This window comes from Rhodoferax ferrireducens (assembly GCF_031458075.1).
Lineage (GTDB): Bacteria > Pseudomonadota > Gammaproteobacteria > Burkholderiales > Burkholderiaceae_C > Rhodoferax_B > Rhodoferax_B ferrireducens_A.
This window is the reverse complement of record NZ_JAVDXT010000001.1, coordinates 905,066-922,742: the sequence shown is the minus strand read 5'-3', so window position 1 is coordinate 922,742 and position 17,677 is coordinate 905,066. Positions and strand designations below refer to the sequence as shown.

Sequence of the window (17,677 nt, the reverse complement as noted above, 5' to 3'; positions counted from 1 at the left end):
GGTCACACCAATTGCGGCGACGACAGCTGGGCCAGATCCTCGGCGCTCAGCCAGCGCCACTGGCCGGGCAATAGATCGGCGGGCAAGGCAAAACCGCCCTGCTGCGAGCGGTGCAGACCCTCGACCCGGTTGCTCACCGCGGCCAGCATGCGCTTGACCTGGTGGTACTTGCCCTCGGTCAGCGTCAGGCGCAGGTGGTGGCTGTCGATGGCCTCACAGGCCGCGGCGCGCACCGGCTTGGGGTCGTCGTCCAGCACCACGCCGGCCAGCAGGCGGCTGACCTGGGTTTCGTCCAGCGGGTGCTTGGTGGTCACCTCGTAGACCTTGGGCACATGCTTCTTGGGCGAGGTCATGCGGTGGATGAACTGGCCGTCGTCGCTGAGCAGCAGCAGGCCGGTGGTGTCCTGGTCGAGCCGCCCGACGGCCTGCACGCCTTGCAAAGCGCCCTTTTGCGGCCGCAGGCGCAGCGGCGACGGTAGCAAGGTGTAGATGCTGGGATAGGTGGACGGCTTTTGCGAGCATTCGGTGCCTGCCGGCTTGTTCAGCAGCACATAGGCCTGGCGCTGGTAGGGCCAGTCCACGCCCTGGACCCGGAAGCGCAGACCTTCGGCTTCAAAATCCATAGCTGACTCCGTACATAGGACGGGCGCCAGAGCCGTATTTTCTGTGTAAACCTCAACCAGGCCTTGTTGAACCAGGCCCGCGCACACACGGCGCGTGCCAAAGCCTTGCGAATAAAGAATGTCTTGGAGCTGCATGGCCCGAGTATCGCAAACGCCACGCCCCACCCCAGGCGCCCGGCGGGCGCCAAACATCCACAAGATGGCGCATAAACCGTGAACAACCACACGCAGATGTAAGGCTATTGCGGCTAAAAATAAGGCTTCACCGGAGCTTTACATGCGCGAATTGTTCACCACCCTGTTTGTCTTTGCCGCAGCCTTCATGCTGTGGCGCACGATGCGGCCGCAGCAACGCCACGACGTCTACCAGGTTGCCACCCCTTCCCGCCTGCCCGCCATCGACGCCACCGATGCCGACCTCTACAAATGGCCTTCGCTCGGCCTGTTCCACTTTCCGGTGGCGGACAGCAGCCGCTACCAGCAGGCCCTGAAACAGGTCGCCGACGGCACCCCCATCGGCCTGAACGGCACCCGCGTGGTGGTGCAGCTGCACACCGGCGTCAACAACCCCGACAGCTGGAAGCCGGTGGAAGTGCGAGCCCATGGCAAGCGCGTCGGCTTCCTGTCGCAAGGCGATGCCAGCCGCTTCCAGCGCCGCCTGGCCTACGAAGGCCGGGCCGGCCAAACCACCTGCTGCGACGCCCTGATCACCATGGTCGATGACAACTACGACATCCGCCTGGATCTGAAAGAGTTTCGGCACTGAGGGCACGATAAGGGCATTCGGCCCACCCCTCCCCGGCTGGGGCGTTTAAGAATCGCCTAAGCCAGCATCCCGATAGTTGGGGCATCTCCACTGCCCAACCCAAGGATGCTTCCATGAACGTACGCTCCCTAAACAACACCAAACTCGTGCTTGCCCTGGTCGCTGCCGGAGCCATCGGCGGCATGGGTGGATCGCTGGTGCACAACCTGGGCGAGGTCCACGCCGCCGCCCCGGTGGCTGCCCTGTCCAGCCCGGCCGCCGCACCCATGGGCCTGCCGGACTTCTCGCAAATCACCGCCCAGTACGGCCCGTCCGTGGTCAACATCAGCGTGACCGGCTCGGCCAAAGATTCGGACGACAGCGAAACCGCCCAGCGCGCGCCGCGCGACGACCCGTTTGGCAATGACCCGTTCTTTGAATTCTTCCGCCGCTTCCAGCAAGGCCAGGGCGGTGCCCAGGCGCAGAAGGAAGCGCCTACGCGCAGCCAGGGCTCGGGCTTCATCGTCAGCCCCGACGGCATCATCATGACCAATGCCCATGTGGTGAAGGGCGCCAAGGAAGTGGTGGTCAAGCTCACCGACCGCCGCGAATTCGTGGCCAAGGTGCTGGGCGCCGACCCCAAGACCGATGTGGCGGTGCTGAAGATCGACGCCAAAAACCTGCCCGTGGCCACCATTGGCAAGACCAGCGATCTGCGGGTTGGCGAATGGGTGCTGGCCATAGGCTCGCCGTTCGGCTTTGAGAACACGGTGACCGCCGGTGTGGTCAGCGCCAAGGGCCGCTCGCTGCCCGACGACAGCGCCGTGCCCTTCATCCAGACCGATGCGGCAGTGAACCCCGGCAATTCGGGCGGCCCGCTGTTCAACACCCGCGGCGAGGTAATCGGCATCAACTCGCAGATCTACAGCCGCACCGGTGGCTACCAGGGCGTGTCTTTCGCCATTCCCATGGACCTGGCCGGCAAGATCAAGGACCAGATCGTGGCCCACGGCAAGGTCGAACATGCGCGCCTGGGGGTGGCGGTGCAAGAGGTCAACCAGGCCCTGGCCGAGTCCTTCAAACTCGACAAGCCCGAGGGCGCGCTGGTCTCCAGCGTCGAAAAAGAAGGCCCTGCCGCCAAGGCCGGGCTGGAACCGGGCGACGTGATCCGCAAAGTCGACGGCCAGACCATCGTGTCATCCGGCGATCTGCCGGCCGCCATCAGCCTGGCCCGGCCCGGCGAGAAAGTGCGGCTGGACGTATGGCGCAAGGGCTCGGCGCTGCAGCTCGACGCCAAGCTGGGCAATGCCAATGACAAGCCGGTGCAGGTCGCCAGCAGCAAGGACGCCGCCTCCCAAGGCCGCCTGGGCCTGGCTCTGCGCCCCTTGCAGCCCGAAGAGCTGCGCTCGGCCGGGGTGGACAACGGTTTGCTGATCGAGTCCGCCGCCGGTGCCGCCGCCAATGCCGGCGTGGAAGACGGCGATGTGCTGCTGGCCATCAACGGCACGCCGGTGAAGAGCGTGGAACAGGTGCGTGCGGCGGTGGCCAAGTCCGACAAATCGATCGCCCTGCTGATCCTGCGCGGCGGCGACACGATTTTCGTGCCGGTGCGCATGGGCTAAACGCGGGTACGGCGGATGGCGGCCAACCATCCGCTGTGCCAAGCGGTGTAGGCCCTGTCCGACAGCGGCGCGTGGGCTTTTCCGCTAGCCCCGTGGCCGCCGGCCGCCGATCATGCAAGCTCCACCGACTCGATCCCCTATGGCATGTCCAACCCACTCGCCACTTCACTTGCCGACTATTGGGCCTTGCTGAAGCAGGTTGCGCAGTCCTGGCTCGACGACTACGCGCTCAGCATGGGCGCGGCCCTGGCTTACTACACCACCTTCTCGCTGGCGCCCTTGCTGCTGATCGCCATCTCGGTGGCCGGGCTGGTGTTTGGCGAAGATGCGGCCCGCGGCGAAATCGTGGCCCAATTGCGCGCGCTGATGGGCGAGCAAGGTGCCAGCGCGGTACAAGGCCTGCTGGTCAGCGTCCACAAGCCCACCGAAGGCACGCTGGCGACGCTGCTCGGCGTGCTCCTGCTGTTCATAGGCGCTACCAGCGTGCTGGGTGAACTGCAGAACGCGCTGAACCGCATCTGGCGCACGCCACCCCGCAGCCAAAACGGCGGCTGGATGTCGCTGGTGCGGGCCCGGCTGCTGTCCTTCGGCATGATTCTGGCCATGGGCTTTCTGCTCATCGTGTCCTTGCTGGTCAGCGCGGTGCTGGCCACCACCGGGCGCTGGCTGGAGCCCATCTTTGGCGAATGGGTGGTGGTGGCCGCCACCATCAACGCCGTCGGCGGCTTTCTGCTGGTGGCCACCATGTTCGCCCTGATCTACAAAGTGATGCCGCAGGCGCGGGTGGAATGGAAGGACGTGTGGATTGGCGCCATCTTCACCGCCCTGCTGTTCACCCTGGGCAAATCGCTGATCGGCCTGTACGTGGGCCGCAGCGGCGTGGCCTCGGCGTTTGGCGCGGCCGGCTCGCTGGTGGTGATCCTGGTGTGGGTCTACTACTCGGCACAAATCTTCCTGGTCGGCGCCGAATTCACCTGGTGCTACGCCAATGCCTTCGGCTCCCGCCGCCGGATGACCCCGCCAAAGCCTGCCGTGATGCCGCCGTGAAGTTCGGCCCGGTACGCAAATAGCACCACCTGGAATGCAGTTATCGCCCAGCAGCTGCTCGATACCACACTAAGATGGTGCTGCGGCATTTTTGAAAGGACAGGCTCCATGGCACGCTCTGCGACTCCTTACTTCCTGCGCTTTGGGCGCGCCCTGGCGGTAGTGGTACTGGCCCTGCTGGCGGTCTCGGCGCTGGCAGCGCCGGTCAGCGCGGCCGACGAGAAAAATGTGCGCGGCGTGGTGCAGGCCCAGCTGGCCGCCTTTGCCGCAGACGATGCCGACAAAGCCTTCTCCTACGCCGCCCCGAATATCCGCAAATCGGTGGCCTCGGCCGCCCACTTCATGGCCATGGTGCGCGGCCACTATGCGGTGGTGTATCGGCCGGCCTCGGTGGCCTTCATGAAGCCCGAGCGCGATGGCAATGAAATCGTCCAGCCGGTGCAGATGTCGGACGCCGAGGGCGCAACCTGGGTGGCCATCTACACCCTGGAGCGGCAAAAGAACAAGCTCTGGCGCATCACCGGCTGCTTTGTGCAGAGCACCAACGGCCGCATGGTCTGAAGCTGCCACGCAGCTCTTACTATACTTTTGATAGCTGCTTGCGCAAACTGTATCTGCGCCAGCGGCCTGTTTTTCTTATAAATCCGGCAAACCGATGGCTTGCGGCCACGGCCAGGTTCACGCGACCCGCGCCCCATGCTCGGCCAGCAGCGCGCGCAGCACCGAGCGATGGCAGTGCGCCTCGTGCTCGCAGTAGCAGCCCACCGAGAAATTGCTGCTGTGCGACAGCAGCGCCAGCAGTTCCAACGCATGCCGCGCATCCGGCTCAGCCATCTCGGCCCGGTACTTCTTGGCGAACGCAGCCCACTGGGCCGGCGTGCCGGCTTCCTGGCCCAGCTTCATGGTTTCCACACTGGGCGCAAGGTTCGGAAACCAGCTGTCGTACCAGTTCTGGGATGCGAACTCGGCCTTAGGCACACCGCGCGGCGGCCGGCGCACCGTGCCTATGCGCGGGCCTTCGCCCTCGGCCCGTGGGCTGCCTAATTTGACGATACGAACGACCATAGATAAATGACTCCGAATGAATGCACCGCTTCCCGTGTTGGCCAGGCAGGCCGCCCCGGTCCCAGAGCTAAGCCCCCGTCAGCCGTCGCGCGCCAACAAGCAGCCAGCCCAGGCAGAGCAATATTCCCAGCGACAGCAGGACAGCCTTGCCCCTGGGCCCGAAGGCGTCTTCCAGGTAAGACGTGCGCATCTTCTCGCCAAAGGACCAGATGTCCCACACCATGACGACGGTGAACACCACCATGCCAAGCGACAACTGCGCGAGAGTCAGATCGCCCAGTACGGCAGCGGATTTCCCCGACTCGCCCGCCAGGAGCTTGGCGATGGCGAAGGCGCCGCCGTGAACCGAAAATAGCAAGCTGTAGCGGCGATGCTTGCCGTCTTCGTAAAGATCGAACGCATCCTTCAGCGTCAGCTGTGCAGGCTCTTGAAGTTTCTGCATGCCATCCTCCTGTGGCTAACGGGCGTGGGAACCCGGTCTTCCAATGCAAGCGGTCCAAAATGCATGCTACTCCCCTTGCACTGGATCTGGCAAAGCCCGGCTTGCAGCGCGCTACCGGCGATGCAAGCAGGGATACCGGGGCGGACAAGCCTAGATATACTGGATGGATGAACAGTCGAAAACACTCCACGCCCGGTTGATTGCGCACGCAAACCACCGTGTAGCCCGCAATGAGCACCAGCCCCGTCCGCCGCATCGCCCACCTCGATATGGACGCATTCTTCGCGTCCGTCGAGTTGCTGCGCTACCCGCAGCTCAAGGGCTTGCCGGTGGTGATTGGCGGAGGCCGGCGCCAGGAGGACGATGCGCTGCGCCAGACCTATGGCCAGGACTTGTCGCAGATCCCGGTGGCCGCCTTCCCGCTGCTGAAGGACTATGTGGGCCGCGGCGTGATCACCACCGCCACCTATGCGGCGCGGCAGTTTGGCGTGGGATCGGCCATGGGGTTGATGAAGGCTGCCAAGCTGTGTCCGCAGGCGATCCTGCTGCCGGTGGACTTTGAGGAAATTCGCCGCTATTCAAAGCAGTTCAAGGCCATCGCCAGCGACATCGTGCCGCAGATGGAAGACCGCGGCGTGGACGAGATCTACCTGGACTTCACCGATGTGCCCGGCGGCCAGCGCGAGGGCGGGCGGGTGCTGGCCCGGCTGATCCAGAAAGCGGTGCTCGACGCCACCGGCCTAACCTGCTCGGTCGGTGTGGCGCCCAACAAGCTGGTGGCCAAGATGGCCAGCGAGTTCAACAAGCCCAACGGCATCTCCATCGTCCACCAGGGCGATGTGCCGGCCATGGTCTGGCCCCTGCCCTGCCGCAAGATCAACGGCATCGGCCCCAAGGCCAGCGAGAAGCTGACCGGCCTGGGAATCCACACCATAGGCGAGCTGGCCGCGTCCGACCCGCAGTGGCTGATCGCGCACTTCGGCAAAGCCTATGGCGCCTGGATGTACGAGGCTGCGCACGGCCGCGACGACCGCCCGGTGGTCACCGAGAGCGAGCCCGTGTCCATGAGCCGCGAAACCACCTTTGACCGCGACCTGCACGCGGTGCACGACCGGGCCGAGCTGGGCGCGGTGTTCACCCGACTGTGCGAACAGGTGGCGGCCGACCTGCAGCGCAAGGGCTATGTGGGCCGGACGATTGGCGTCAAGCTGCGCTATGACGACTTCAAAATCGCCACCCGCGACACCAGCCTGGCCCAGCCCACGGCCGACGCCGCGCGCATCCGCCAGGCCGCCGGCCAGAGCCTGAAGCGCGCGCCGCTGGACAAGCGCTTGCGCCTGCTCGGGGTGCGCGTGGGGGCGCTCAGCAAGCTGGGCGAAAGTTCAGATAAAAATACGGCTCCAGCGCAATCTACACCATCGCAAGCAGCTACATTTTTGGAAGCAAAAACCGGCTGGCTGTTTTAGGCGGCTACACGCAGCTCGCGGCGCAGCACCTTGCCCACCGTGGACTTGGGCAGTACGTCGACAAACACCACGCTGCGCGGGCGCTTGTAGCCGGTCAGTTGGGCGGCGCACACGGCCTGCAACTCGGCCAGCAGCGCGGCCTCGTCCAGGCTGGCGTGCTTCTTGACCACAAACAGCTTCACCGCCTCGCCGCTGGCCGCGTCGGGCACGCCCACGGCCGCGCATTCCAGCACCTGCGGGTGACCGGACACCACGGCCTCGATCTCGTTCGGGTAGACGTTGAAGCCGCTGACCAGAATCACGTCCTTCTTGCGGTCGATGATGCGGACGCTGCCCTGCGCGTCCATCACGCCGATGTCGCCGGAGCGGAAGTAGCCATCGGCCGTCATCGCCGCGGCCGTCTCCTCGGGGCGGCGCCAGTAGCCGGCCATCACCTGCGGGCCGTGGATGGCGATCTCACCGGCTTGGCCCAGCGGCACGGCATTGCCGGCGTCGTCGACGATGCGGATGTCCACCCCCGGCATCGGCAGGCCGATGTGGCCGGTAAAGGTATCGGCATCGGTACGGTTGCAGACCACGGCACAGGCGGTTTCCGACAGGCCGTAGCCCTCGGTGATCGGGCAGCCGGTGACGGCCAGCCATTTACTGGCCACGGTGGCCTGGATGGCGCTGCCGCCGCCATTGGACAGGCAGAGTTCGCTGAAGTCCAGCTGCGCAAAGTCGGGGTGGTGCAGCAAGGCGTTGAACAAGGTGTTGACCGCCGGAAACATGTGCAGCTTGTAGGGCTTGAGGAGCGCAATCATGGCCGTCTGGTCGCGCGGGTTCGGGACCAGGATGTTGCGCGCGCCGGCCCGCATGCCCAGCAGGCTGCAGACCACGAACGAGAACACGTGGTACAGCGGCAGCGCGCAGACGATGGTGAACTGCGTCGTGCGCGGCTTGCGCTGCAGACCCGGCTGCATCCACACCTCGGACCCCAGCAGGTTGGCCACCAGCGTGCTGTGCAGCAGGGTCGCGCCCTTGCTGACGCCGGTGGTGCCACCGGTGTACTGCAGCACTGCCGGGTCGCTGGGCGCAATCTGCGGCGGGCTGAACGGCAGGCCATGGCCCAGGCGGATCGCATCGGTAAAGCGCAGGCGCTCGCCGCCCGCCATGGGTGCGGCCAAGAGAGCGGGCAAGGCCGACCCGGCGGGCAGGCCCAGCAGGTCGGCGCCGGCCACCACCACCACGCTGGCGACTTCGGTGTGCGACACGATGGCATCCAGCGTGGGCAAGAAGGCATCCAGCACCAGGATGGCTTTGGCGCCCGAATCCTGCAGCTGGTGCTGCAGCTCGCGCGGGGTGTACAGCGGGTTGATATTGACCGCCACCAGGCCGGCGCGCAGCACCGCCGCCATGGCCACCGGGAAGCTCAGCAAATTCGGCAGCATGATGGCCACGCAGTCGCCCTGCTGCAGCGGCTGGGCCTGCAGCCAGGCGGCCAGCGCGCTGGATAAGGCATCGACATCGCCATAGCGCAGCGCATGGCCCATGAACACATAGGCTTCGTCGTCGCGGAACTGGGCAAAGCTGTGCTCCAGCAAGGCCACCACCGAGGGCATGGCCGAGGTGTCAATGGCGGCAGGAACACCGGCGGGGTAATGGGCAAGCCAGGGGCGCGGCATGGAGTACTCCTAAGACGGTGCGCAAGGGCTGGGGCATGTAGCAGCCCGGTGGCACACCAACGGTTTTTCAGGTATTTTCGATGTGTACAAATGTAGCTTTATGTTGCATTCACGGCACCAATCTCCCTTTACTTCCGGAGTCTTTATGCGCTTTCTCCCCCCTGCACTGGCCGCCGCCACGCTAGCCCTGTGCAGCCCCTGGGCCCTGGCCGACACCGGCAAACTGCTGCTGACCGGTGGCGTCAGCAGCATCGATGGCGCCGCCGGCGGCGGGCTCACGCCCTGGGCCGTGATCGGCAGCAATGCCACGGCGCGCGAAATCGGCGCCAGCGCCGCCGCCACCCGCGTCAGCACGCAGGACTACGGCCTGAGCGTGGTGGGCGCGGCAGTCGGCGTGTTTGAGCGGCTGGAGCTGTCGGCCGCCAAGCAGGACTTCAATGCCGGGCCGACCGCCGCCCTGGCGGGTTTGGGCGTCACGCCGGGCCAGCACATCAAGATGGACATCTTTGGCGCCAAGCTGCGCGTGGCCGGCGACGCCGTGCTGGACAGCGACAACTGGATGCCGCAAATCGCCGTGGGGCTGGAGCACAAGCGGGTGCACGCCGGCAGCATGGGTCCGGTGCTCAGCGCCCTGGGCGCCAAGGACCGCGGCACTGATGTGTATGCCAACGCCACCAAGCTGTTCCTGGCCCAGAGCCTGCTGGTCAACGGCACGCTACGCTATACCAAGGCCAACCAGACCGGCCTGCTGGGCTTTGGCGGCGCGCTGGGCAAAGACAGCTACCGGCTGATGCCCGAGCTGTCGGTCGCCTACCTGCTACGCAAGGACCTGGCCATTGGCGCCGAAGTGCGCTTCAAGCCGAACAACCTGGAGCCGGTGGGCAACGCGGTGTTCGGCGCCAATTCGGGCGCGCTGCGCGAAGACAGCTGGAAAGACCTGTTCGTCGCCTGGGCACCCAGCAAAAACTTCTCACTGACCCTGGCCTATGTGGACCTGGGCCGCATCGCGCCGGGCCTGGTGTCGGGGCGCAAGCAAACCGGCGGCTATCTGTCGGCCCAAATCGCATTCTGAGGACACGCCCCATGAAAACCCTTGCCATCTGGATCTCCGCCCTGCTGCTATGCGCCAGCGCCGCCCACGCCCAGACCGCTCCCGTGCCGCAGGCACCGCTGGCACCCCTTTACCAGGCGCTGGGCGAAAAGCCCGGCATCGCCGCGCTGATGGGCGACTTCGTCGACCGCATGAAGGCCAATGCGCGCATCGGCAAACTGTTCGACGAGATCAAGCCCGCCTATTTGAAGGAGCAGCTGACCGACCAGATCTGCGAGCTCAGCGGCGGCCCCTGCAAATACGAGGGCGAGGAGATGAAGAAGTCGCACGAGAAGCTGGGCATAGACAAAGCCCAGTTCAACCTGGTGGTCGAAATCCTGCAGGCCGCGATGGACGCGCGGGCGATTCCGTTCAGCACGCAGAACCAGCTGCTGGCCAAGCTCGCGCCCATGCACCGCGACATCATCACGGTGCAGTGACATATAGAAAACAGGGCTCTGGCGCATATTCCACCTGCGCCAGCAGCTACTGTTTTGATAGTAAACGCGTGTACATCCTCCAATTGAAGGATGTAGAAAGCCGGTACGCCTCCTAAATTGAACCTCAGCCGCGGGGCACACCGCCCCGCCCAGGAGGTTCCCATGGCCACAGCATCCAGCCCCGCCCCCACCCACGCCCTGCGCTACTGCGCCCAGCCGCTGCAGCGGCCGCGCGAATTTGCCGCCGATGTGTCGGCCAACCGCACGCGCGCCATCATCACTTTCAGCAAAAAATGGGTCAACGGCACCCAGCTCACCTACTACTGCTTCAAACCCGGCGACGCGGTGCCGGCCGCCTGGCAGGGATCGCCGGCCGATATCGCCGAGGTCGATGCGGCGTTCCAGAAATGGTTTGCACTGAACATCGGCATCAGCTTCAAGGCCGTGGCGCGGCCCGAGGACGCGCAGGTACGCATAGGCTTCGACCCCGACGATGGCTCCTGGTCGTACGTGGGCCGCGACGTGGCCTCGGTGCGCGACCCGGCCGAGCGCACCATGAACTTCGGCTGGCCGCTGAACACCGTCTACGGCCGCGACACCGCGCTGCATGAAATCGGCCACACCCTGGGCCTGGAGCACGAGCACCAGAACCCGTTTGCCGGCATCGTCTGGAACGAGGCCGCGGTGCGCAGCTACTTCCGCGGCGCACCCAACTTCTGGAACGACGACGCGATCAACCACAACATCCTGAACAAGATCGCCACCAGCTCGGTCAAGGGCACGAAGTGGGACCCGGACTCGGTGATGGAATACCAGTTCAGCGAAGGCCTGATCCAGGAGCCTGCACCCTACCGCGCCGGCCTCAAGCCGGCCGGCGGCTTGTCCACATTCGACCAGACCTGGATGCGCGAGTCCTACCCCGGCGTTGCGGTAGAGCAAATCCCGCAGCTGCAGGTGGCGGTGTCGCAAAAGCTCAACCTGGGGCCTGGCAAGACCCGGGTGTTCGCGTTCCAGCCGCCGCGCACGCGCACCTACCGCATCGGCACCTTTGGCGACTCGGACACGGTGCTGGTGCTGTTCGAGGCCACGCCCGGCGGCAATGTGCAGCTGGCCGGCGACGACGACAGCGGCGTGGACCGCAACGCGCTGATCAAACAGCGCCTGAGCACCGGCCGCAAGTACCAGATCGGCATCCGCCTGTACTACGCGGATTCCACAGCCGAAACTTCGCTGATGGTCTGGTAGCGGCCGCTCAAAACACCCGCTGCCAGACCCAGTAGCTGGCCAGCAGCAGCAGCGCGCGCGAGCCGCCGCGCACCACGATGCGCTCGTACCAGGGCTGGCGCACCACCAGCTGCGACAGCAGCACCCACCCGGCCACGGCGGTCAGCTGGCCGGCTTCCACCCCCAGGTTGAAGCCTGCCAGCGCCCAGGGCAGCAGGCCGGCGGGGGCCGCAGCTTCGATCAGCAGGCCGGCAAAGCCGTAGCCGTGCACCAGGCCAAAGGCCAGCGCCAGTCGCTCGGGGCGCAGCACCGGCACCGGGTACAGGTTCAGCAGCGCGGTGACGCCGATGGACGCGGCAATCACCGGCTCGACCCAGACGGGAGAGGCCTCGGTCACACCCAGGGTGGCCAGCACCAGGGTGATCGAATGGCCGATGGTGAAGGCGGTGATGGTGCGCAGCAGCGCCCACCAGGGATTCGTTTGGCCGGCCACACCGCGGGCCAGCCGCAGCTGCAGCGGCAACACCAGGGCCAGCAGAAAGGCCATGTGGTCGTAGCCCTCCAGCAGGTGGTGCATGCCCAGGGCCAGGTAGTCGAACATGGTGGCCAAGATGCCGCGCGGCGTGGCGGCGCTGGCCTGGCGCAACGGCAAGGGCGCTGTCTGCTGCGGCGAGGTGGTGGCCAGCAAGTCGCGGCCGTCCAGCTGGCCGGTGACGATGAGCCTGTGGTTCGCATCCTCGGCTTGGAACAGGCTGTAGCGCCAGCCGAGGGCCGCACCCGCTGCACAGTGGGCCGGGCTGCTGGCGCGCAGATAAGCGCCATCGCTGCGCCGCTCCAGGCCATCAAAGCGCCATTGCAGCGCGCAGCCCGGGGCCGGCGCGTCCAGGCCGGTGTGGGTCTGCAGCAGGGCCAGCACCGCCGGTGTCGCGGCCTGCACCTCGGCCCAGGTGAGCAGGCCGTCGGCATTCGCGTCAATGGGCAGCAGCAGGTCCAGGTCCTTCAGGGCCACCGACAGCTGCAGGTTCAAAGCGCCCTCGGTCTGGCGCACATCCAGGTAGGCATCGCTGCCCTTGTGGGCCCAGGCGGGGTTGGCTAGCAGCGCGGCGCAGAGAATGGCAAGCAGGTATTTCATGGGGAACTCCTGGCGTCGACCAGGCCGGTGGCCTGCATCTCGGTCTGCAGCTGCTGCAGGGCGCTGCTGTCCTTGGCCTGGCGGGCGCTTTGCAGGGCCACCCACCAGTCGATAGGTTCGCGCTGCAGGCCCAGGTTGCGCCGGGCGATGGCCAGCGCGGCCGGGGCGTCATCGTCCAGCCACAGCGCGACCAGGGCTTGCTCGCGGCCGTGCAGGCCCAGGTCGTCGCCACGCCGGGCCAGCTCGCCGTTCCATTCGCGCAAGGTGCTGCGCAGCGGCTTCCAGGCCGGGTTGCCGAGCCGGCGCATGGCGGCCGCCTGGCGCAGCAGCACCGCATCGGTCTGCGGCAGCGGCTGCAGCACGGCCAGGGCGTCGGCGGCCTTGCCGGTGCGCAGCAGCAGGTCGGCCAGGGCGATGCTGGTGTACAGGTCGGGCTCTTGCTGCAGGCTGCTCTGGTAGGCGGCCAGGGCGGCGGCGTCGTGGCCGGCGCGCTCCTCGCTCTCGGCCAGCAGCGAATCGAGCCAGCTGCGCTGCCCCGTGTCCTGGGTTTGCGCGCGCAGCGCGACCAGGCCTTTGCGGGCCGCGCCGGTCTGGCCTTGCAGCGACTGGGTCTCCAGCTGGCAGGCCTGGGCGTAGAAGTTCTGCCCGGCGCGGGCCACGGCCTCGCAGGCCCGCAAGGCCTGCGGGTACCGGCCGGAGAGCCGCTCCAGCGCGGCCAGGTTCAGCCAGCCCTGGGCATGGCCAGGGTCCCGCTGCAAAGCGGCCTGCAGCACGCTGCGCGCGGCCTGGAACTCATGCCGGCCCTGCTGCACCGTGGCCTGCAGCACAGCCAGCGCCACCGGCGCCTCGGCCTGGCCCCACCAGGGCGCCAGCGCGGCCTGGGCCCGGCCCCAGTAGCGGGTGTCGCCGGTCTGGCGGGCGGTGGCAATAAAGGCACGCGCCTGGGCCGCGGCCGCCGCCGGGTCGGCCATGGCTGTCTGCGCCAAGCGCACGCGGGTGATGGCCGGCAGCTGCTCGATGACTTCGTCGCCGCGGCCGGGACGCAGCTCGGTCACCGCCTGGGCCGCGCCGCACAGTAGCAAGCCGACCAGGCAGAGGAATGGGGTGGTGCGCATGGTGGGTACCGGTTGGAGTTGCGCTATATAAACAGGAGCTGCTCGCGCAGGTGAAATATGCGCTACAGCCCTTTTTTCTTTGGATTTCTCAGACTACCCCAGACTGCTGAACGCAGCCTGGGGGGTGTCCGTCAGATGTCAGTAGGTTCATCCGACTCGCTGGTCGCCAGCACCGCATCGCCGATCAGCACCGGGTCGCGGCTGTCGCTGGTGTCAGCGATCTGTGCCTGGCTGAAAGCAATCACGTCGCCGACCCGCGCTTCCACGCCGACCGGCAGGTCGGTGCCCGGCACGTACTGCGTGACCGGGGCGCCATCGCCCCCACCGCCGCCGCAAGCCACCAGCAAGCCCATCGCCACCGCAGCCGGCGCCGTCCATTGTTTGAAGTGCAACATGGTGGCTCCTTAGTAGCTGGCCGAACCGGAGTTCGGGGTGTTCAGGTAGGGGAAGCGGGTGAGGAAGGGCACGGTTGCCTGGTCCACCGCGTCGTGGATGTTGGCCGAGCTGGCGCCCAGCGGCACGCTGGAGGTCTTGCAGGCCGAAGCCAGGCTGGGTACGCCGGGTACGCTGTTCAGGCCCAGGCTGTTGTTGTCGTCGTTGATCACGCACAGGCCGCCGAGCACGGCCACCAGGGCAATGTCGACCACGTCGTCCTTGGGCCGGCGGCCGTTCGGAAAGCCGGCCAGGTCTACCGCCTGCGACAGATTCGCGGTGCCGCCTACGCGCAGCACTTCGCCCGCCACGCCGAGCCGGTTTTGCGAGGCAAACGGCACGGGCGCAATCGCGGTGTTCAGGCGCAGCACCTCGGACGGCGTGGGCGTGGCGGGCTTGTTCACGCCGGTGATGCCGGTGAGGAACACGGTGGCCAGGTCGGTGCGCGGCAGGTTGGTAGGCGCCACGGCAGTAGCGCTGCCGGCCAGCACCACGCCCAGCAGTGCGGGCAAGGTGGGGTTGGTCACGTAGCTGAGGAACTGGGTGTCGTCCTGCGGCTTGGAGGCGTTGAACTTGTCTTTGTCGGGCAGGCCGATAACCAGCTCGTTGACCAGCGGGTTGCCCAGGCGCGAGACCTGCACCCAGGCGCCGCCGGCCTTTTCAGTGGTCTGGTGGCCGGAGCCGGGTTTGCCGTTCAGCAGCCGCGCCTGGCGCATGCTGGCCGTGGTCCAGCCGCCGATCACCGGGTCGGTGCCAGCCGTCAAACAGTCCTTGTGCACTTCGAGCGAGATGGTGGTGACGTTGGCCTTCTGGATCACATGCTGGCCGCCGTTGCCGGCCGCGTCCTTGTTGGCCGGGTCGAGCAGGAAGGACGCAGGCGCGTTGACCAGATCGAACACCGTGCCCAGGTTCACCGCAAAGCCTTCCTGGCGCTGGCCGACGAAGACCTTGCCCATGTCCTTGCCGGCCGGGCAGCCGGGGATCTTGATGCTGTGGATGTGCTTTTGCGCGTAGGTCTCGTAGGCGTTGGCATCGCCCAGGGTCTTGCTGCCGATGTAGTCCACCGGCTTCTCGAAAGTCTTGCTGCCGTCGGCCTTGGTCACCGGCGCGCCATTGCCCTTGCGGCGGTCGCCGCGCACCAGGTTCACGGTATAGGTTTCGTTCAGGTTCAGGTTAGCGTCGTTCAGGTTCGCCACGGCGCCGGCCTGGATCAGCGGAATCGCCACGTTCGCGCCGCCGATCGGCAGGGCCACGTTGTTCAGCTTGTTGTTGAAGCGGAACTGGAAGGTCAGGTCTTCCTTGGCGTCGCCGTTGTTGTCCAGGTGGATCTCGTACAGCGCGTTCGGGTCGAGCGAGAAGTAGTTGGGGCCGCCGTAGGGCGACTGCAGCGGCTGGTAGTTGGCGATCAGGGTCACGTAGTCGGAGCGTCCGCCCGTGCCGTTGCTGGCCACGCCTTCGTAGCTGCGGAATATGTAGAAGTCGGTGCCGTCCACCTTCGGCGCCGTGGTGATGAAGGGCGCCTCGCGGTGGCTGGAGGCGAACGCCGCGCCGCCTATGGCTAAGAGCAGGCAGGCTGCGGTGACTGGGCCGGTTTTGAATTGCATGGTGAGCTCCTGTGGGTCATGTCCATTGGTGCCGATTGGCCAGACAGATACGCAGGCGGCTTTACGCCGGATTCACATTTCTTCAAACAGGCGCCGATTTATTTCTATTTGCTATGACTTGTGTAGCTGCTCGCGCAAGCACCACAAGCGCCAGGGGCATGTTTCAGTAAAAACCCTTGGGCTGGTAGCGAACCCGCGCCGTGGGGCCGCCGCCGCAGTGCCTGGCGGATTACTTGATCTGCATCAAGCAAGCCGCAAACAGGGGGCGCGCAAGCTTGATGCAGGCGGATCGCTGCGGCCTAATCGAGACTGTTACTGGATGTAGTTCTAGCCACTACAAAACTATGCGAACCAATCTACCTGTCACCCAACAAGAATACGACTACCCGTCCAGCGAGATGCTGGTGTCCACCACCAACACCCAGGGCGTCATCACCCACTGCAACAGCGCTTTCGTGCAGGTCAGCGGCTATGCCTACGAAGAGCTGATCGGCCAGCCGCACAACCTGATCCGGCACCCCGACATGCCGCCCGAGGCCTTCAAGGACATGTGGCAGACCATAGGCCGTGGCCGGCCCTGGACCGGCATGGTGAAGAACCGGCGTAAGGACGGCAGCTACTACTGGGTGCAGGCCCACGTCACCCCCATCATGGAAGGCGGCAAGCCGCGCGGCTATATGTCGGTACGCACCAAGCCCACGCGGCAGCAGGTACAGGATGCCGAACAGCTGTATGCGCGCATCCGCAGCGAGCGCGCGTCCGGCCGCCACAGCTTTGCATTGCAGGCCGGCGCGGTGCGTCTGCTGGGCTGGCGCGGCGCGCTGGCCAGCCTGGGCCATATCGGCTTCACCCAGCGCTACATGGTGGTGCTGGCCGGCATGATCGCCCTGGGCCTGCTGCCGCTGCTGCTGGGCGTGCAGGGCACGGGGGGAATGCTGCTGCAGGTGGGCCTGCAGCTGGCCGGGGCCACGGTGATGGTGTGGTGGTTCAAGCGCCATGTGTCGGACGTGATCGCCGAAGCCGAGCGCTTTGCCAGCGACCTGTCGGGCTGCAACCTCAACACCCGTATCCGCCTGGACCACCCGGCGCCGCTGGGCACGCTGATCCGCTGCCTGTGGCAGATCCAGATCAATCTGCGCGCCGTGATTGGCGATGTGCGTACCGAGATCCATGGCTTTACCCAGACGGCCGCCGAGATCGCCGCCGGCAGCCTGGACCTGTCGTCCCGCACCGAGTCGCAGGCCAGCAGCCTGCAGCAGACCGCCGCCAGCATGGAAGAGTTGTCCAGCACCGTGCAGCAGACCGCCGACACCGCCCAGCAGGTGGCCCAGCAAGGCGAAATCAGCAGCAGCGTGGCGACCCGCGGCGGCCAGGCCGTGCACCAGGTCGGCCTGGCCATGCAGAACATCAATGCCTCGTCGAAGAAGGTGCAGGAGATCATCGGCGTGATCGAAAGCATTGCCTTCCAGACCAATATCCTGGCCCTGAACGCGGCCGTGGAAGCCGCCCGCGCGGGCGAGCAAGGCCGCGGCTTTGCGGTGGTGGCCACCGAGGTGCGGGCCCTGGCGCAGCGCAGCGCCACCGCGGCGCGCGAGATCCGTACGCTGATTGCGCAATCAGCCGAGCAGATCGCCGCCGGCACCCACCAGATGGACGACGCCGGCCGCACCATCGACGAAGTGGTGGCTTCGGTGAAGCAAGTCGACACGCTGATCCGCCAGATCACCCAAGCCACCCAAGAGCAGTCGCTGGGCATCTCGCAGGTCAACGAGGCCGTGACGCAGCTGGATACGGTAACCCAGCAGAACGCCGCCCTGGTCGAGCAGTCGGCCGCCTCGGCCGAAGGCCTGAGCGACAGCAGCCTGAGCCTGGCGCGGGCGGTACAAGTCTTCCACCTGCCCTGAGGCGCAGTGCTAGCAAGATTTATACAAAACAGGCCGCCAGCGCATATTCCACCTGCGCCAGC

At 66.3% G+C, this 17,677-nt stretch carries 17 protein-coding genes; 9 read left to right on the top strand and 8 right to left on the bottom strand.

Annotated elements, in window-relative coordinates:
- Positions 1–2: 2 nt before the first annotated feature.
- On the bottom strand, positions 3–758 hold the full coding sequence (locus tag J2X19_RS04350; RefSeq protein WP_310370969.1) for a 16S rRNA pseudouridine(516) synthase: 756 nt from the start codon (positions 756–758) through the stop codon (positions 3–5).
- A gap of 142 nt (positions 759–900) precedes the next feature.
- On the opposite strand from J2X19_RS04350, the gene J2X19_RS04345 reads away from it, so the two are divergent.
- The 4 genes from J2X19_RS04345 (at position 901) to J2X19_RS04330 (ending at position 4,598) form a co-directional block, all read left to right on the top strand.
- The gene (locus J2X19_RS04345; RefSeq protein ID WP_310370968.1) at positions 901–1,389 is read left to right on the top strand and encodes a hypothetical protein; all 489 of its coding nucleotides are present in this window, start codon (positions 901–903) and stop codon (positions 1,387–1,389) included.
- Positions 1,390–1,502: 113 nt separating this feature from the next.
- Complete coding sequence (locus J2X19_RS04340; RefSeq protein WP_116604603.1) at positions 1,503–2,990, top strand: Do family serine endopeptidase; 1,488 nt, start codon at positions 1,503–1,505, stop codon at positions 2,988–2,990.
- A 144-nt stretch (positions 2,991–3,134) separates the two neighbouring features.
- On the top strand, positions 3,135–4,037 hold the full coding sequence (locus J2X19_RS04335) for a YihY/virulence factor BrkB family protein (protein WP_310370966.1): 903 nt from the start codon (positions 3,135–3,137) through the stop codon (positions 4,035–4,037).
- Positions 4,038–4,145: 108 nt separating this feature from the next.
- Complete coding sequence (locus J2X19_RS04330) at positions 4,146–4,598, top strand: DUF4864 domain-containing protein (protein WP_116604605.1); 453 nt, start codon at positions 4,146–4,148, stop codon at positions 4,596–4,598.
- Between the two features lie 117 nt (positions 4,599–4,715).
- Here J2X19_RS04330 and J2X19_RS04325 read toward each other — a convergent pair whose 3' ends face one another.
- Positions 4,716–5,102 (bottom strand): DUF488 domain-containing protein, encoded by a 387-nt coding sequence (locus tag J2X19_RS04325; protein WP_310370964.1) that lies wholly within the window; start codon positions 5,100–5,102, stop codon positions 4,716–4,718.
- Between the two features lie 67 nt (positions 5,103–5,169).
- Complete coding sequence (locus J2X19_RS04320) at positions 5,170–5,544, bottom strand: hypothetical protein (protein WP_310370962.1); 375 nt, start codon at positions 5,542–5,544, stop codon at positions 5,170–5,172.
- A gap of 230 nt (positions 5,545–5,774) precedes the next feature.
- On the opposite strand from J2X19_RS04320, the gene dinB reads away from it, so the two are divergent.
- On the top strand, positions 5,775–7,010 hold the full coding sequence (gene dinB / locus J2X19_RS04315) for a DNA polymerase IV (RefSeq protein WP_310370959.1): 1,236 nt from the start codon (positions 5,775–5,777) through the stop codon (positions 7,008–7,010).
- On the opposite strand, the gene J2X19_RS04310 is transcribed toward dinB, so the two are convergent.
- Positions 7,007–8,674 carry an AMP-binding protein gene (locus tag J2X19_RS04310; RefSeq protein WP_310370957.1) on the bottom strand — a complete coding sequence of 556 codons (1,668 nt, stop codon included), beginning with the start codon at positions 8,672–8,674 and terminating at the stop codon, positions 7,007–7,009. The genes dinB and J2X19_RS04310 overlap by 4 nt on opposite strands.
- Before the next feature lie 145 nt (positions 8,675–8,819).
- On the opposite strand from J2X19_RS04310, the gene J2X19_RS04305 reads away from it, so the two are divergent.
- The 3 genes from J2X19_RS04305 (at position 8,820) to J2X19_RS04295 (ending at position 11,449) form a co-directional block, all read left to right on the top strand.
- The gene (locus tag J2X19_RS04305; protein WP_310370955.1) at positions 8,820–9,746 is read left to right on the top strand and encodes a DUF3034 family protein; all 927 of its coding nucleotides are present in this window, start codon (positions 8,820–8,822) and stop codon (positions 9,744–9,746) included.
- An 11-nt stretch (positions 9,747–9,757) separates the two neighbouring features.
- Complete coding sequence (locus J2X19_RS04300; RefSeq protein ID WP_116604612.1) at positions 9,758–10,204, top strand: group I truncated hemoglobin; 447 nt, start codon at positions 9,758–9,760, stop codon at positions 10,202–10,204.
- A 162-nt stretch (positions 10,205–10,366) separates the two neighbouring features.
- On the top strand, positions 10,367–11,449 hold the full coding sequence (locus J2X19_RS04295; protein ID WP_310370952.1) for a M12 family metallopeptidase: 1,083 nt from the start codon (positions 10,367–10,369) through the stop codon (positions 11,447–11,449).
- Positions 11,450–11,456: 7 nt separating this feature from the next.
- On the opposite strand, the gene J2X19_RS04290 is transcribed toward J2X19_RS04295, so the two are convergent.
- The 4 genes from J2X19_RS04290 to J2X19_RS04275 form a co-directional block, all read right to left on the bottom strand.
- Positions 11,457–12,560 carry a HupE/UreJ family protein gene (locus J2X19_RS04290; protein ID WP_310370950.1) on the bottom strand — a complete coding sequence of 368 codons (1,104 nt, stop codon included), beginning with the start codon at positions 12,558–12,560 and terminating at the stop codon, positions 11,457–11,459.
- Positions 12,557–13,675 carry a tetratricopeptide repeat protein gene (locus tag J2X19_RS04285; protein ID WP_310370948.1) on the bottom strand — a complete coding sequence of 373 codons (1,119 nt, stop codon included), beginning with the start codon at positions 13,673–13,675 and terminating at the stop codon, positions 12,557–12,559. Before J2X19_RS04285 ends, J2X19_RS04290 begins: the two co-directional genes overlap by 4 nt.
- A 131-nt stretch (positions 13,676–13,806) precedes the next feature.
- Positions 13,807–14,070 (bottom strand): hypothetical protein, encoded by a 264-nt coding sequence (locus tag J2X19_RS04280; protein WP_116604615.1) that lies wholly within the window; start codon positions 14,068–14,070, stop codon positions 13,807–13,809.
- A gap of 9 nt (positions 14,071–14,079) precedes the next feature.
- Positions 14,080–15,711, bottom strand: coding sequence for a DUF4331 domain-containing protein (locus tag J2X19_RS04275; protein WP_310370945.1), 1,632 nt, complete (start codon positions 15,709–15,711; stop codon positions 14,080–14,082).
- Positions 15,712–16,055: 344 nt separating this feature from the next.
- Between J2X19_RS04275 and J2X19_RS04270 the strand changes: the two genes are divergently transcribed.
- Positions 16,056–17,615 carry a methyl-accepting chemotaxis protein gene (locus J2X19_RS04270; protein ID WP_310370943.1) on the top strand — a complete coding sequence of 520 codons (1,560 nt, stop codon included), beginning with the start codon at positions 16,056–16,058 and terminating at the stop codon, positions 17,613–17,615.
- The last annotated feature ends 62 nt before the right edge of the window (positions 17,616–17,677 follow it).

Bases quoted from the DNA above. Each gene is read 5' to 3' on its own strand.
- J2X19_RS04275 (WP_310370945.1), bottom strand. From the start codon at position 15,711: ATGCAATTCAAAACCGGCCCAGTCACCGCAGCCTGCCTGCTCTTAGCC.
- J2X19_RS04300 (WP_116604612.1), top strand. From the start codon at position 9,758: ATGAAAACCCTTGCCATCTGGATCTCCGCCCTGCTGCTATGCGCCAGC.
- J2X19_RS04295 (WP_310370952.1), top strand. From the start codon at position 10,367: ATGGCCACAGCATCCAGCCCCGCCCCCACCCACGCCCTGCGCTACTGC.
- J2X19_RS04330 (WP_116604605.1), top strand. From the start codon at position 4,146: ATGGCACGCTCTGCGACTCCTTACTTCCTGCGCTTTGGGCGCGCCCTG.
- J2X19_RS04335 (WP_310370966.1), top strand. From the start codon at position 3,135: ATGTCCAACCCACTCGCCACTTCACTTGCCGACTATTGGGCCTTGCTG.
- J2X19_RS04320 (WP_310370962.1), bottom strand. From the start codon at position 5,544: ATGCAGAAACTTCAAGAGCCTGCACAGCTGACGCTGAAGGATGCGTTC.
- J2X19_RS04270 (WP_310370943.1), top strand. From the start codon at position 16,056: ATGCGAACCAATCTACCTGTCACCCAACAAGAATACGACTACCCGTCC.
- J2X19_RS04345 (WP_310370968.1), top strand. From the start codon at position 901: ATGCGCGAATTGTTCACCACCCTGTTTGTCTTTGCCGCAGCCTTCATG.
- J2X19_RS04285 (WP_310370948.1), bottom strand. From the start codon at position 13,675: ATGCGCACCACCCCATTCCTCTGCCTGGTCGGCTTGCTACTGTGCGGC.
- J2X19_RS04290 (WP_310370950.1), bottom strand. From the start codon at position 12,560: ATGAAATACCTGCTTGCCATTCTCTGCGCCGCGCTGCTAGCCAACCCC.
- J2X19_RS04350 (WP_310370969.1), bottom strand. From the start codon at position 758: ATGCAGCTCCAAGACATTCTTTATTCGCAAGGCTTTGGCACGCGCCGT.
- J2X19_RS04325 (WP_310370964.1), bottom strand. From the start codon at position 5,102: ATGGTCGTTCGTATCGTCAAATTAGGCAGCCCACGGGCCGAGGGCGAA.
- J2X19_RS04310 (WP_310370957.1), bottom strand. From the start codon at position 8,674: ATGCCGCGCCCCTGGCTTGCCCATTACCCCGCCGGTGTTCCTGCCGCC.
- J2X19_RS04305 (WP_310370955.1), top strand. From the start codon at position 8,820: ATGCGCTTTCTCCCCCCTGCACTGGCCGCCGCCACGCTAGCCCTGTGC.
- J2X19_RS04280 (WP_116604615.1), bottom strand. From the start codon at position 14,070: ATGTTGCACTTCAAACAATGGACGGCGCCGGCTGCGGTGGCGATGGGC.
- J2X19_RS04340 (WP_116604603.1), top strand. From the start codon at position 1,503: ATGAACGTACGCTCCCTAAACAACACCAAACTCGTGCTTGCCCTGGTC.
- dinB (WP_310370959.1), top strand. From the start codon at position 5,775: ATGAGCACCAGCCCCGTCCGCCGCATCGCCCACCTCGATATGGACGCA.